Here is a 13,317-nt window from a genome sequence, read left to right as displayed (position 1 = left end):
GAAAAAGCCGCCCCAAGGGGCGGCTTTTGCAATTGGATCACCTGACCGGTCTTACATCAGCGGAGCCTGTCCCCAGATGTAGACCGCGAAGAACAGGAACAGCCAGACAACGTCAACGAAGTGCCAGTACCAGGCGGCCGCCTCGAACCCGACATGTTTTTCAGGTGTGAAGTCGCCCTTGAGGGCCCGGATCAGGCAGACCGACAGGAAGATGGTGCCGATAATGACGTGGAAGCCATGGAAGCCGGTCGCCATGAAGAAGTTCGAATAGAACTGATCATCGCCAAACTTCCAGCCTTCATGGGCCAGCAGCTCATAATACTCGAACGCCTGCAACCCGGTAAAGGCGATGCCCAGAACGATACCGATGGCCAGACCGTTGATCAGCGCCTTGCGGTCATTGTCATGCACCAGCGCGTGGTGCGCCCAGGTAATTGCACAGCCAGACAGCAACAGGACCAGAGTGTTGATCAGCGGCAGGTGGAACGGGTCAACGGCGTGGATGTCCGGCTGGATGTATTCGGTGCCGGCATAGTCGTACATCGGGTACATGCGATGTTTGAAGAACGACCAGAACCAGGCAAAGAAGAACATCACCTCGGACATGACGAACAGGATGAAACCGTAACGCAGGCCGATGCGAACCACAGGAGTGTGGTCCCCCTGTCGGCTCTCGACAACGACTTCGGACCACCATGCGAACATGGTGTAGAGAACTGCGACCAGACCGGCCCAGAACATCCACGGCGTCACGCCGTGCATCCAAAGGACGGCTCCGAACAACATCACAAAGCCGCCGACAGCTCCGATCAGAGGCCAGATCGACGGGGCCAGAATGTGATAATCATGGTTTTTAGCGTGTGCCATCAGCGTCCCTCACCTACAGGCGTTAGTTCGTGTTTGTTTCTGCCTGCGCTTCAAGGGCGGCATAGCCCTCGGGCAGTTCGATTTCGTAGAATGTATACGACAGAGTGATCGTATGAACATACTTTGCTTCAAGATCTTCGACCATTTCAGGATCGACGAAGAAGGTCACCGGCATTTCTACGCGTTCACCGGGTTGCAGCACCTGCTCTTCAAAGCAGAAACAGGCAATCTTTTGAAAATACCCGCCTGCCGAATAGGGTGCCACATTGTATGAGGCCTGCCCCGCGATTGGGCGATCCGTTGGATTGTAGGCCTCATAGAAAGCCAGTCCGGTCTCGCCGATGCGCACTTCCATCTCGCGGACGACGGGCTTGAATTCCCAGGCCATGTCCTTGGCCTTGGATGCATCAAACCGTACGGTGACCGTGCGGTCCAGAATTTCTTCGGGGGCGGCTTCGGCAACACCCGTTGTTCCGCCAAATCCGGTAACGCGGCAGAACCAGTCGTAGAACGGTACCGATGCCCAGGCCAGGCTGCCCATCAGGACAACCACACCCACGGTTTGAGCGACCGTTTTCTGAGGACCAGACAGCGCCATCAGTTCTGCACCTCCTGCGTGGCCATGTTGAAATCAGTACCCGAGACCTTGACGATGGTCAGGCCAAAGATGATCACGATAAAGGCAGCCAGCGTCAGTCCAACGCCCAGATTGCGGCTGAACCGGCGCTGATGCAGTTCATGGCTTTTGCGCAGGCTCATGACCATCCTCCCAAACCATAGGGCTTCAGCAAGGCTTCGGCCAGAACAGCGCCGAAATGCAGGAAGAGATAGAGCAGCGAAAGTTTGAAAAAGCTGCGTTCGACCTTGAAGTTGTCGGCCTCCGAGTCATCCTCGGTCCGACGCGAAATTTGCCAGGCGCCGCGCAGGAACAACGCGTTCAACACCAGAGCCACGGTCAGGTAGATGGGACCACCGATGCCAGAAAACGCGGTTCCCACCGCCAGAATCGCCAGCAGGGCCGTATAGACGAGAATGTGTACACGCGTTGCACGGCGGCCGTGTGTCACGGTCAGCATGGGCACGCCCGCATCGTCATAGTCCGAGCGCATGAACAGGGCCAGAGCCCAGAAATGCGGCGGTGTCCACATGAAGGTCAGGGCAAACATCAGCCACGGCTCAACCGCCATGGACCCGGTTGCAGCCACCCAGCCGATCACCGGAGGGAAAGCGCCCGCCGCACCACCGATCACGATGTTCTGCGGCGTCGAGCGTTTCAGCCACATCGTGTAGACAACGACATAGAAAAAGATTGTGAAGCCCAGAAACGCGCCCGCGAACCAGTTGGTCGCAAGGCCCAGCATGATCACCGACAGGCCCGACAGGGTCAGGCCGATGGCCATCGCCTCACCCTCATCCACCTTGCCGGAGGGGATCGGGCGACCTTTGGTGCGTTTCATCACCTTGTCGATATCCGCATCCCACCACATGTTCAGCGCACCGGATGCGCCGCCGCCGATGGCGATGAACAGAATGGCACAGAACCCGACAAAGGGGTGGACCGGAACCGGGGCCGCCAGCAGACCGACCAGCGCCGTGAACACGACCAGAGACATCACGCGCGGCTTCAGCAGGGCGAAGTAATCGCCAAAGCTGGCCTCGTCCGCGTGGGCGGTCGCTGTGCTGGCATTGATGCTTGCGTCGGTCATCTCGGGTCCTTTTGGGGCGAAAGCTGCGCGGTCAGCCCGCACAGCCTGCATTTCGTGTCAGGCGGGCTTCAACCCGCCCTCAGCGTGCTCAGTTCGAAGCAACCTGATAGTTTTGCGGCAGACCCGCATATTCTTCGATCGCGCCTTGCAGCCACTGGTCATACGCTTCCTGGCTGACGACTTTGACGGTGATCGGCATATAGGCGTGGTCTTTGCCGCAGAGTTCCGAACACTGACCGAAGTAGATGCCTTCTTTCTCGGCCTGGAACCACAGCTCCGCCAGACGACCGGGTACGCCATCCTGCTTCACGCCAAAAGACGGGATGGTCCAGGAGTGGATCACGTCAGATGCGGTAACCTGCATCACGACAACCTTGCCAACCGGAACGACCACGGCGGTATCGGTGGCCAGCAGCCATTCGTCTTCGCTGTAGCCGGCATCGGCCAGCTTGGCACGCATGGCATCATCCAGAACAAACGGGGTCACGTCCGCGTCGGCCGGGCGCGCGCCCTCGTCCAGAGTGGCCGGATGACCCAGCAGGTAACTGTCGAACGCGAATTCGTGATCGACATATTCATAGGTCCAGTACCACTGGTTGCCCACGACTTTGATGGTGATGTCGCCTTCGGGGATTTCCTGCTGTTTGAACAGAACCGGCAGCGAAAACGCACCGATAAAGACCAGAATCAGGATGGGGCCAAGGGTCCAGGCAATTTCAACCGGGGTGTAGTGCGAAAACCTTGCCGGCTTGGGGTTTACACGTTCGTTGTAGCGCACGATGCAGTAGACCAGCAGACCGGCTACCAGCAGGCAGATTGCGGTGATGATCACCAGAATCATGCCGTCCAGACGCTGAATTCCCGTGGCAAGGCTGGTAGCCGCGGGTTGAAAACCCATACCGCCGTCAACCGGCTTGCCAATAATCTCAAGCTCCTGAGCCATGGCTGGAAGGCTGGAGAGGGCTGTCATAAACCCTGAAAGCATCAAAGCATTCTTCATGTTCTGTCCTGATCGTTTGATCTTTGCGTCCCTGGCGAAAAGGTGTGAATCGGTCGCACCTCTCCCGTTGTCTTTGGCCGCGTTAAAAACCATATTCCGTCGGGTAGATAAAGCAAAATGCTTGCGTCAAACAGACGCTATTTTTGATCTGGATCAAACCCGAAAGGTCCCAACCCATGTCCGACGCCCCGTTTCGCCCCTTTGAAAGCGCTCTTCCGCACGATGAAGCGCTTGCCATTTTGCGCTCGGCCACGGACGGTGCCGAGGACGGAGAGCTGTTTGTCGAGCGGCGAAAATCCGAGTCTCTCGTGTTCGATGACGGACGTCTGCGCACCGCGTCCTACGATGCGTCGGAAGGGTTCGGGTTGCGTGCCGTACAAGGTGAAGTGGCTGGATATGCGCATTCGACAGACGTCTCGATTCCTGCCCTGAAGCGGGCGGCGGAAACCGCAAGACTGGCTGTGGGGGATGGCGGCGGGGTCCTGGCGGATGCTCCGCGTTCCACCAATACGCGCCTCTATACGGACGAAGACCCGATTGAATCCGCCGCGTTCCCGGTGAAGATCGAGACATTGCGTGAGATCGACGCCTTCGCCCGCGATCTGGACCCGCGTGTGGTTCAGGTCAGCGCCACGATCGCGGCAGCCGTGCAAGAGGTCGAGATTCTGCGCCCCGATGGTGTGATGGTCCGTGATGTGCGCCCCATGACCCGCGTGAACGTATCGGTCATTGTCGAACAGAACGGACGCCGCGAAAGCGGATCCGCCGGTGGTGGTGGCCGGGTTGGCCTGAGCGGGTTGATCGACCCCGCCGACTGGCAGGCCAAGGCACGCGAAGCGCTGCGCATTGCGCTGGTCAACCTGGACGCAGTTCCCGCACCGGCCGGTGTCATGGAAGTCGCGCTTGGCCCCGGCTGGCCAGGCATTCTGCTGCACGAGGCCATCGGCCATGGCCTGGAAGGCGACTTCAACCGCAAGGGCAGCTCGGCCTTTGCCGGGTTGATGGGTCAGCAGATTGCTTCCAAAGGTGTGACCGTGGTGGATGACGGCACGATTGCTGATCGTCGCGGTTCGATCAGCGTGGATGATGAGGGCACGCCCAGCGCACGCACGGTGCTGATCGAAGACGGCGTCCTGACCGGCTATATGCAGGACCGCCAGAACGCGCGGCTGATGGGGGTTGCTCCTACCGGCAACGGGCGGCGGCAGAGCTATGCACACAAACCCATGCCGCGCATGACCAACACGATCATGCTGGGCGGCGAAGCCGACCCGCAGGCTCTGGTGGCTGATATCAAGGACGGCATCTGGGCGGTTGGCTTCGGCGGCGGTCAGGTGGACATCACCAATGGCAAGTTCGTTTTCTCGTGCACCGAGGCGTATCGGGTCGAAAACGGTAAAATCGGCGCGCCGGTCAAGGGCGCCACGCTGATCGGTGACGGGCCCTCGGCCTTGAAACGCATCCGCGGGCTGGGCAACGATATGGCGCTGGACCCCGGCATGGGAACCTGTGGCAAGGACGGGCAATGGGTGCCGGTGGGTGTTGGCCAGCCGACCGTCCTGATGGACGGGCTGACTGTCGGCGGCTCGGCCGCCTGAGTCGGACGCGGCGCAATCCAAGAGGCGCAGGGTTAACCCAGCGCCTCTTTTTTCGCGAAGATCGCCTTTAGTGTTCAAAGCGCTCTTTCTGACTGAAAGTTTTTTATTTTATTTATTATCAACATCTTACATTCGACAACCCTGATAAGATTGCAAAAAAACACTTCTAATTTTCAACGATTCACAAGCTGTTAACTGCCTGTCCCGTAAACCAGTTCTGCAACAAGGCGGAGCAACGGATGACCGAAGAGCAGCTTTCTTCCAATCACCCCCCACTCCCACCCACCACGGAAGAGGACCGGTTTTCGTGGCTTCGTCTGTTGCGTTCTCGCAAGGTCGGTCCGGCGACATTTCGTCGGCTGCTTCGCGAACATGGCTCAGCGCAGAACGCGCTGGCCGCGCTGCCTGAAATGGCACGCGCCGCCGGTATAACAGGGTATGAAACCTGCCCCCCCGGCGTGATCGAGGCGGAACTCAGGGCCGCAAAAGCCGCCAAAGCGCGGCTTTTGTGCCTTGGGTCCGCTGAATTCCCCGCGACCCTGGCTGAACTGAACGAAGCCCCGCCGCTGCTTTGGGCGATCGGGGACCTTTCGCTGCTGCAAAAACCAGCGATTGCGATGGTCGGTGCGCGAAACTGTTCCTCGCTCGGCGCGCGGATGGCCCGTGGCCTGGCCACCGAGCTGGGCAGCAAGGGGCACGTTATAGTCTCTGGCCTGGCGCGTGGCATCGATACAGCCGCGCATATGGCCGCGCTGGAGACCGGCACGGTGGCTGTCATGGCCGGTGGCGTTGATGTGATATATCCCGCCGAAAACACGGAACTGGCCCATGATATCGCGTCCAGCGGCTTGCGGATTTCAGAACAACCGATGGGCGTGACGCCGCAGGCGCGGCACTTCCCGCGTCGTAACCGGATCATTTCGGGCCTCGCGCAGGCGGTTGTCGTCGTCGAGGCTGCTGCCAAGTCCGGCAGTCTGATCACGGCACGGGACGCACTGGATCAGGGGCGCGAGGTTCTGGCCGTTCCCGGCCATCCGTTCGATGCGCGGGCCGCCGGTTGCAATCTGTTGATTCGTGATGGCGCCACACTTGTCCGATCCGCTGAAGACGTCATTGAAGCCTTGCCGCGGCAGGACGACCTGTTTTCCCGGCCAACCGAACCGCCCTCGGAACCAATCGCGCGCCCTGCAAGAAACCTGCACGAGCAGATCATCGCGCGGCTTGGCCCCTCGCCCATCGCCGAAGATCAATTGCTGCGGGATATCGCGGCCTCGGCCGGTGAGCTTGGACCGGCGCTGATCGACCTTGAACTTGATGGGCGAATCCAGCGTCAGCCCGGAGGTCTGCTGTCGCTGGCAAGTTGATCGAACCCTCGTTCCGGCGTGCCCGGTTTCTGAAGATCTGTGGTAGCGCACTGAAATCACGGCGCTTTTCCACCGACGAAAGGAACGCATTGACAATTCCTGCTTGCCCCACACATTTTGCACCACCATAGAAGGCGCCAAATTCGTCGAGCGAGGATTCCCCTTAAATGCCCGTAGTTGTTGTAGAATCTCCGGCCAAAGCAAAAACAATCAATAAATACCTGGGCCCCGACTACACAGTTCTGGCCTCTTACGGCCATGTGCGGGACCTGCCGCCAAAGGATGGATCGGTCGATCCTGAGCATGACTTCTCGATGAAATGGGAGGTCGGCAACGACAGCCGCAAGCATGTCAAGGCCATTGCCGACGCGTTGAAAGAAGACAATGCGCTGATCCTCGCCACCGACCCCGACCGCGAGGGCGAGGCGATCAGCTGGCACCTACAGGAGGCGTTGACCAAACGCCGCTCGATCAAGAAGGATACGCCCGTCAGCCGCGTGACCTTCAACGCCATTACCAAGGACGCCGTGACCGAGGCGATGCAGAACCCGCGTCAGGTCGATATGCCTTTGGTCGAGGCCTATCTGGCCCGCCGCGCGCTGGATTATCTGGTGGGGTTCAACCTGTCTCCGGTTTTGTGGCGCAAACTGCCGGGTGCTAAATCGGCGGGTCGCGTGCAATCCGTCTGTCTGCGCCTGATCGTCGAACGCGAGATGGAAATCGAGGCATTCAAGCCGGTGGAATACTGGTCGGTTCGGGCGCTGTTCGAGACACCGCGCGGGCAGACCTATGAGGCGCGTCTGGTCACGCTGGCCGGCAAGAAGCTGGACAAGCACGATCTGGCCAACGCGACGCAGGCCGAGCTGGCGGTTCAGGCCATCACTAGCCGCGCGCTGAGCGTGACCTCGGTCGAGGCCAAACCCGCCGCCCGCAACCCCAGCGCGCCGTTCATGACCTCGACCCTCCAACAAGAAGCCAGCCGCAAGTTCGGCATGGGTGCGCGCCACGCAATGCAGGTGGCGCAGCGGCTTTATGAGGCCGGGTACATTACCTATATGCGGACCGACGGCATCGACATGGCGCCCGAGGCCGTGGCCGCGACCCGCGAGGCCATCGCTGATCGCTACGGCGCGGAATATGTACCGGACAGCCCGCGTATCTACAAAAACAAGGCCAAGAACGCGCAGGAAGCGCACGAGTGTATCCGCCCGACGGATATGTCGCGCGATGCCAAGGCGCTGAAAGTGACAGACGAGGATCAGCGCAAGCTTTATGATCTGATCTGGAAACGTACCATCGCCTGTCAGATGGCCGCCGCGCGTCTGGAGCGCACCACCGTCGAGATCGGCAGCGACGACGGTCAGGTCGGCCTTCGCGCCACGGGCCAGGTCGTAATGTTCGATGGGTTCATGCGGGTGTACGAAGAAGGCCGGGATGACGTCGCGGACGAGGATGAAAAGCGTCTGCCACAGATCACGCAGGGCGATCCGGCCCGTTTTGCCAAGACCTCTCTGAAGGATCAGTTTGCCAAGGCGACCAGCGACAGCGGCGACAAGGTCGCGAAAGAAGCGATCCTGTCCGAGAACGAATCCGTTCTGGCCCTTCAACACCACACCCAACCGCCCCCGCGTTATACCGAAGCGACACTGGTCAAAAGGATGGAAGAGCTGGGGATCGGACGGCCTTCGACCTATGCCTCGATCGTAACGACGATCCAGGACCGGGAATATGTCCGCAAGGACAAGAACCGGCTGATCCCCGAGGAAAAGGGGCGGATCGTTACGATCTTCTTGCTGAATTTCTTCCGGCAGTACGTTGGCTATGAGTTCACCGCCAATCTGGAAAAAGAACTGGATGACGTCAGCGCCGGGGAACGCGACTACAAGGACCTGCTGGGCAAGTTTTGGCGTGATTTTTCAGCCGCGATTGGCGAGACGTCCGAGCTGCGGATTTCCGAAGTGCTGGACAGGCTCGACGAAGCTCTGGCTCCGCAGCTCTACCCGCCGCGCGAGGATGGGTCCGATCCACGTATCTGCCCGAAATGCGGTACCGGTCAGTTGCACCTGAAGACCTCGCGGACCGGTGGGTTTGTCGGATGCGGAAACTATCCGGAATGTACCTATACGCGCCCGATTGCCGGTGAAGGCGCGGAAGGTGACGAAAGGCTGCTGGGTGAAGATGCCGGGGATGAGATCTGGTTGAAATCCGGCCGGTTCGGTCCATACGTTCAGCGGGGCGAACCCACGCCCGAGAACAAAAAGCCCCCGCGCGCATCCCTTCCGCGCGGGTGGAGCAAGGATGACATGGACCTGGAAAAGGCTCTGACGCTTCTGTCCCTGCCCCGTCAGATCGGCGAACACCCCGAAGGCGGCATGATCAGCGCGAATTTCGGGCGGTTCGGTCCTTACCTGATGCATCAGCTGCCGGAGGAGGCAAAGCCGGTCTATGCCAACCTCAAAGACCCCAATGACGTGTTCGAGATCGGCATGAACCGCGCCGTTGAGTTGCTGGCCGAAAAACGGGCAAACCCCGGTCGGGGACGGCGGGCCGCGGCGAAGCCTCTGAAAGAGTTGGGTGAGCATCCGGATGGCGGCGCGATGCAGGTTCTGGACGGGCGCTATGGGCCCTACGTGAAATGGGAAAAGGTCAACGCGACGATCCCCAAGGACATCAAACCCGAGGACGTGACGCAGGAGATGGCCATCGAGCTTGTCAACGAGCGCGCTGCCAAAAAAGGCACCAAGAAAAAGGCCGCGCCCAAAAAGAAAGCAACCACCAAGAAAGCAACAACCTAGGCTGACAGGTGGTCGGGGTTGGAAAAGCCCCCTGCAATCGCCTTTTCGACATTGCGGTGGGCTGTCAGCGAATGACCATGGCTGAGGGTCGCACCGCACTTCGAGCGTCGTCTGCCGGTCTTCCGAACCGCTTGAGCTTGGAGAGGAACCGGGCGCGGCCTGATTTCTGGGCAGCGGCGGTCAGGACATAGACGATCAGGGCTGTATTCTTGTCCACCCCCTGACAGCCGGTATCGCTGGCCAGAACGAAGGCCCTTCTTGCCCTGATGCGCACACCGTTCATTGGCGGTTGAAATTGCAGATTCAAATGAAGACTTCTCAGAGTATCCGGCACCAACAGCTTTGATCTTGTTATCATCGAGCTGAAGTACCGCCGCCTGCTCAGGCTCATAGGCTCACATAGCCAAAAGCGCAGCACCAGCGGTTGCTTCGGCACAAATTCGCTTCATGTTATCAACCTCCTATAATGGTGCGGCAGACATGTTGAGCCGCCTGATCAATTGCAACAGCTCTTTCCATTGGTAGAAATACGACCCCGCCTCCGGTTTCATTGACTTCCCCGTGACGCGACGGCACAACCTGCCCATCACCATGTCACTGGGGGAGTTTTCCATGAAGAAAGTCTATGCCAATGCCACCGAGGCGCTCGATGGGCTGCTGTCGGATGGCATGCTGATCGCCGCTGGCGGGTTTGGCCTGTGCGGCATTCCGGAATTGTTGCTTGAGGCCATCAGGGAATCGGGCGTCAAAGACCTGACCTTTGCGTCAAACAACGCAGGCGTGGACGATTTCGGCATCGGCATCCTGTTGCAGACCAAGCAGGTCAAAAAGATGATCAGCTCGTATGTCGGTGAAAACGCCGAGTTCATGCGCCAATATCTGAGTGGTGAGCTGGAACTGGAATTCAACCCCCAAGGAACATTGGCCGAACGGATGCGCGCCGGTGGGGCGGGCATTCCCGGTTTTTACACCAAGACCGGCGTCGGCACCGTGATCGCCGAAGGGAAAGAGCACAAGGACTTCAACGGCGAGACCTACATTCTGGAAGAAGGCATTTTTGCCGATCTGGCCATCGTCAAAGCCTGGAAGGCTGACGACACCGGCAATCTGGTTTTCCGCAAGACCGCCCGCAATTTCAACGTTCCTGCCGCGACCTGCGGCAAGATCTGCGTGGCCGAAGTGGAAGAGATCGTACCGCGCGGTTCGCTGGATCCCGACTGCATCCACCTGCCCGGTATCTATGTGCATCGCATCGTTCAGGGCGGCCACGAAAAGCGCATTGAACAGCGCACCACCCGCAAGAAGGAGGAAGCATAATGCCCTGGGACCGCAATCAGATGGCCGCACGCGCGGCAGAGGAACTGGAAGACGGCATGTATGTGAACCTCGGCATCGGCATCCCGACGCTGGTGGCAAACTATGTGGGTGACAAGGACATCACGCTGCAATCGGAAAACGGCATGCTGGGCATGGGCCCCTTCCCCTTTGAGGGCGAAGAAGACCCGGACCTGATCAATGCGGGCAAGCAGACGATCACCGAGTTGTCCCGCACGGCCTATTTCGACAGCGCCACGTCCTTCGCCATGATCCGCGGCGGCAAGATCGCGGCGGCGATCCTGGGCGCGATGGAGGTCGATGAGAAAGGCGATCTGGCCAACTGGATGATCCCCGGCAAGCTGGTGAAAGGCATGGGCGGCGCGATGGACCTGGTTGCAGGCGTCGGACGGGTCATCGTGGTGATGGACCACACCAACAAGCACGGCGACAGCAAGGTGCTGAAGGAATGCACCCTGCCATTGACCGGAAAGGGCGTCGTGGATCGCATCATCACCAATCTGGGTGTGCTGGATGTGGTCGAAGGCGGTCTGAAAATCGTCGAACTGGCGGAAGGTGTCAGCGAAGGCGAGCTGCGCGCCGCGACGGAAGCGACAATCGTTTCCTGATCAATTGCAAAGGCCCGCCAGATCGCGCGGGCCTTTTTAGTTGGAAGTCTGAAAAACACAGCCGTCGGAAATCAGGTCCGGCGGCGTCGTGCACAAGGCCCGCGCGATCTGGAACGCGGCGAGGACTTTTGGCACGTAGTCTCGGGTTTCAGCATAGGGCGGCACGCCGCTGTGTTTGCGTACGGCCCCCTCACCCGCGTTGTATCCAGCCAATACAAGTATTGGATCATTCCCGAACTCTTCCATCAGCCAGTTGAGGTATTTTACACCGCCCGCAATGTTCTCAGAGGGCTGAAGGCTGTCCTTTACCCCGAATCTGGCCGCCGTGGCGGGCATCAACTGCATGAGCCCCTGCGCGCCTGCGGAACTGACCGCGTCTGCACGCCCGGCCGATTCCACCGAGATGACCGCAAGCACCAGCGCAGGTGAAACATTGGTTCCCACAGTGGAACGAAGGATCTCAATCCCGCGTTCCTTTGCGATATCTTGCAGCGATTGCAGTCGCGGTGATCTCACGTTGGTTGCGGCCAGGGCGTTGATGGCCGCGTCAAGCCGCCCGGCCCCGCCTTCATCAATGTGCGGTGAAATCCGGTTCCAGAAAGCCTTGTACGATCCATTGGGGTCTCGTTTGACCTCCGCACCGGGCGCGGGCAGCGGAGCGACTTTGGTGCGCGCGATGATTTCCGGCACCACCAGTTCAGTGCCCGTGCTGGGCGCTGAAGGCTTGGCTGCGTGTTCTTCCGGTGTGATCTGCACGGTCACACGCGGACGTTCACCGGGTTTTGGGGCTTTGACGCGTTTGTATACGCCGCGCGGCTCTGTCTCGGTCGCATTTACGGATGCGGTGCCCGATATCAGAAACGCCAGCACACCGGCGCATTGAAGTGCGTTCCGGAGATTCATTTGCCTGCCTCGTGTTTTCTTTTTAGGCGATTTGAACCCCGAATCTTCCCGCAAGGCCAGAAAAACAAAGCGAAATGGGGCAGTTTCGCCTCATTTGGCGCAATTTTGCATCGCTACAGAGCCTTCGGCTCAATCGTGGTGATTTTTTTACCCTTTATTTTCATATGGTTATCCAATTTATAACCAAAAAGTTAAGCTGCGCGAAAAAAAATCGGTGTTTGGCCCAATTCCTGCCATGCCCAACAGTCAAACATAGTCCCATACCGAGACGGACATGAGCGGACTGAGAGAGAAAGCTCTGAAAGACGCCGAGGTTTGTTAAACTCTTTTTGATCCTTTAGGAGGGACGTAACATGATCAAGTTCATCAAGAACTTCCGCAAAGACGAAGACGGCGCAGTAACAGTTGACTGGGTTGTTCTGACCGCAGCAGTCATCGGCCTGGCCGCCGTTGCATATCAGCAGATCTCGGCTGGCGCCACTGGCCTGGCAACCGGCGTAAACGAAGCGCTGAACGCCGCATCGCTGAGCACCGGCAGCAACACCGCGACAGGTGGTATCACCGGCGAAGGCAAAAGCAAGTAAGTTGCTGACCTGAAGATTTTTCAAGGCCGCGCTCAACGGGCGCGGCCTTTTTTTGTGACCTGAAACTGCCCAATCCCAGGCGCACAGGTTCCGGCCTGCGCGCAAGTCATCCAAACCTTCGCGACGCCCGGGGTATTTTGCTGCAACCCCTGTGTTTCTTCTATCCCGATCAATTCGACACACGCGCGGTCTCCGTCTGAGACCAAAATTTCCTTCGAAATCAATATTTAGCCCAAATTTCGCCATCCGCGCGAACCAGTTATGCGCCAACCTGTCGGTGGCACTGACGCGACGTATTTGGAGATAAGCACATGTTCAGGTTCCTTAATCAGTTTAAATCCGACGAAGCAGGAGCGGTGACAGTTGACTGGGTGGTATTGACCGCCGTGGTCATCGGATTGTCGGGCGCGACCTACCTTGTCATCAGCTCAAGCGTCAACAGCATGGGCGGCAATATCAACGGGGCCATGAACAGCGCCGTCGTCAGCACCGGGTCGAACACTGCACCGTCTGGTATTATCACGGCGGGAACCGCTGGCGGCGGAAACTAAGTCGCG

Annotated in this window: 14 protein-coding genes; 7 read left to right on the top strand and 7 right to left on the bottom strand. The window is 59.1% G+C overall.

What is annotated here, in order from left to right; translation table 11 throughout:
• Positions 1-51 precede the first annotated feature (51 nt).
• From NOR97_RS03580 to coxB, 5 genes are all read right to left on the bottom strand, one after another.
• A complete protein-coding gene (locus tag NOR97_RS03580) occupies positions 52-867 on the bottom strand; it encodes a cytochrome c oxidase subunit 3 (protein WP_170345005.1) in 816 nt (271 codons plus the stop codon).
• A gap of 22 nt (positions 868-889) precedes the next feature.
• Entirely contained in the window at positions 890-1,465 is a 576-nt protein-coding gene (locus tag NOR97_RS03575) for a cytochrome c oxidase assembly protein (protein WP_257600231.1), read from the bottom strand.
• Positions 1,465-1,626, bottom strand: coding sequence for a hypothetical protein (locus tag NOR97_RS03570; protein ID WP_162896804.1), 162 nt, complete (start codon positions 1,624-1,626; stop codon positions 1,465-1,467). The genes NOR97_RS03575 and NOR97_RS03570 overlap by 1 nt, the downstream gene beginning before the upstream one ends.
• Positions 1,623-2,573: a heme o synthase gene (cyoE, locus tag NOR97_RS03565; protein ID WP_257600230.1), complete on the bottom strand. Its 951-nt coding sequence runs from the start codon at positions 2,571-2,573 to the stop codon at positions 1,623-1,625. Before cyoE ends, NOR97_RS03570 begins: the two co-directional genes overlap by 4 nt.
• Positions 2,574-2,661: 88 nt before the next feature.
• Positions 2,662-3,573 (bottom strand): cytochrome c oxidase subunit II, encoded by a 912-nt coding sequence (coxB, locus tag NOR97_RS03560; protein ID WP_170345002.1) that lies wholly within the window; start codon positions 3,571-3,573, stop codon positions 2,662-2,664.
• A gap of 176 nt (positions 3,574-3,749) precedes the next feature.
• Between coxB and tldD the strand changes: the two genes are divergently transcribed.
• The 3 genes from tldD to topA all read left to right on the top strand — a co-directional run bounded on the left by tldD (position 3,750) and on the right by topA (position 9,330).
• Positions 3,750-5,171 carry a metalloprotease TldD gene (tldD, locus tag NOR97_RS03555; protein ID WP_257600229.1) on the top strand — a complete coding sequence of 474 codons (1,422 nt, stop codon included), beginning with the start codon at positions 3,750-3,752 and terminating at the stop codon, positions 5,169-5,171.
• Between the two features lie 239 nt (positions 5,172-5,410).
• On the top strand, positions 5,411-6,535 hold the full coding sequence (gene dprA / locus NOR97_RS03550) for a DNA-processing protein DprA (RefSeq protein WP_257600228.1): 1,125 nt from the start codon (positions 5,411-5,413) through the stop codon (positions 6,533-6,535).
• 167 nt (positions 6,536-6,702) lie between these two features.
• On the top strand, positions 6,703-9,330 hold the full coding sequence (gene topA, locus NOR97_RS03545; RefSeq protein WP_257600227.1) for a type I DNA topoisomerase: 2,628 nt from the start codon (positions 6,703-6,705) through the stop codon (positions 9,328-9,330).
• Between the two features lie 64 nt (positions 9,331-9,394).
• Here the strand turns inward: topA and NOR97_RS03540 are convergent, their stop codons facing one another.
• Positions 9,395-9,637, bottom strand: a complete 243-nt coding sequence (locus tag NOR97_RS03540; RefSeq protein ID WP_257600226.1) for a hypothetical protein — start codon at positions 9,635-9,637, stop codon at positions 9,395-9,397.
• A gap of 305 nt (positions 9,638-9,942) precedes the next feature.
• Between NOR97_RS03540 and NOR97_RS03535 the strand changes: the two genes are divergently transcribed.
• Both NOR97_RS03535 and NOR97_RS03530 read left to right on the top strand, forming a co-directional pair.
• Positions 9,943-10,647, top strand: a complete 705-nt coding sequence (locus NOR97_RS03535) for a CoA transferase subunit A (protein ID WP_170344997.1) — start codon at positions 9,943-9,945, stop codon at positions 10,645-10,647.
• A complete protein-coding gene (locus tag NOR97_RS03530) occupies positions 10,647-11,273 on the top strand; it encodes a 3-oxoacid CoA-transferase subunit B (protein WP_257600225.1) in 627 nt (208 codons plus the stop codon). Before NOR97_RS03535 ends, NOR97_RS03530 begins: the two co-directional genes overlap by 1 nt.
• Positions 11,274-11,309: 36 nt before the next feature.
• On the opposite strand, the gene NOR97_RS03525 is transcribed toward NOR97_RS03530, so the two are convergent.
• Positions 11,310-12,176 carry a lytic transglycosylase domain-containing protein gene (locus NOR97_RS03525; protein WP_257600224.1) on the bottom strand — a complete coding sequence of 289 codons (867 nt, stop codon included), beginning with the start codon at positions 12,174-12,176 and terminating at the stop codon, positions 11,310-11,312.
• A 353-nt stretch (positions 12,177-12,529) separates the two neighbouring features.
• Here NOR97_RS03525 and NOR97_RS03520 point away from each other — a divergent pair, with 353 nt between their 5' ends.
• Together NOR97_RS03520 and NOR97_RS03515 are read left to right on the top strand one after the other, a co-directional pair.
• A complete protein-coding gene (locus NOR97_RS03520; RefSeq protein ID WP_224857492.1) occupies positions 12,530-12,760 on the top strand; it encodes a Flp family type IVb pilin in 231 nt (76 codons plus the stop codon).
• A gap of 311 nt (positions 12,761-13,071) precedes the next feature.
• On the top strand, positions 13,072-13,311 hold the full coding sequence (locus NOR97_RS03515; RefSeq protein WP_170344754.1) for a hypothetical protein: 240 nt from the start codon (positions 13,072-13,074) through the stop codon (positions 13,309-13,311).
• Positions 13,312-13,317 lie beyond the last annotated feature (6 nt).

Source organism: Ruegeria sp. YS9 (assembly GCF_024628725.1).
GTDB classification, from domain to species: domain Bacteria; phylum Pseudomonadota; class Alphaproteobacteria; order Rhodobacterales; family Rhodobacteraceae; genus Ruegeria; species Ruegeria atlantica_C.
The sequence above is the reverse complement of the archived record's forward strand: the minus strand, read 5'-3'. Positions and strand labels throughout refer to the sequence as shown.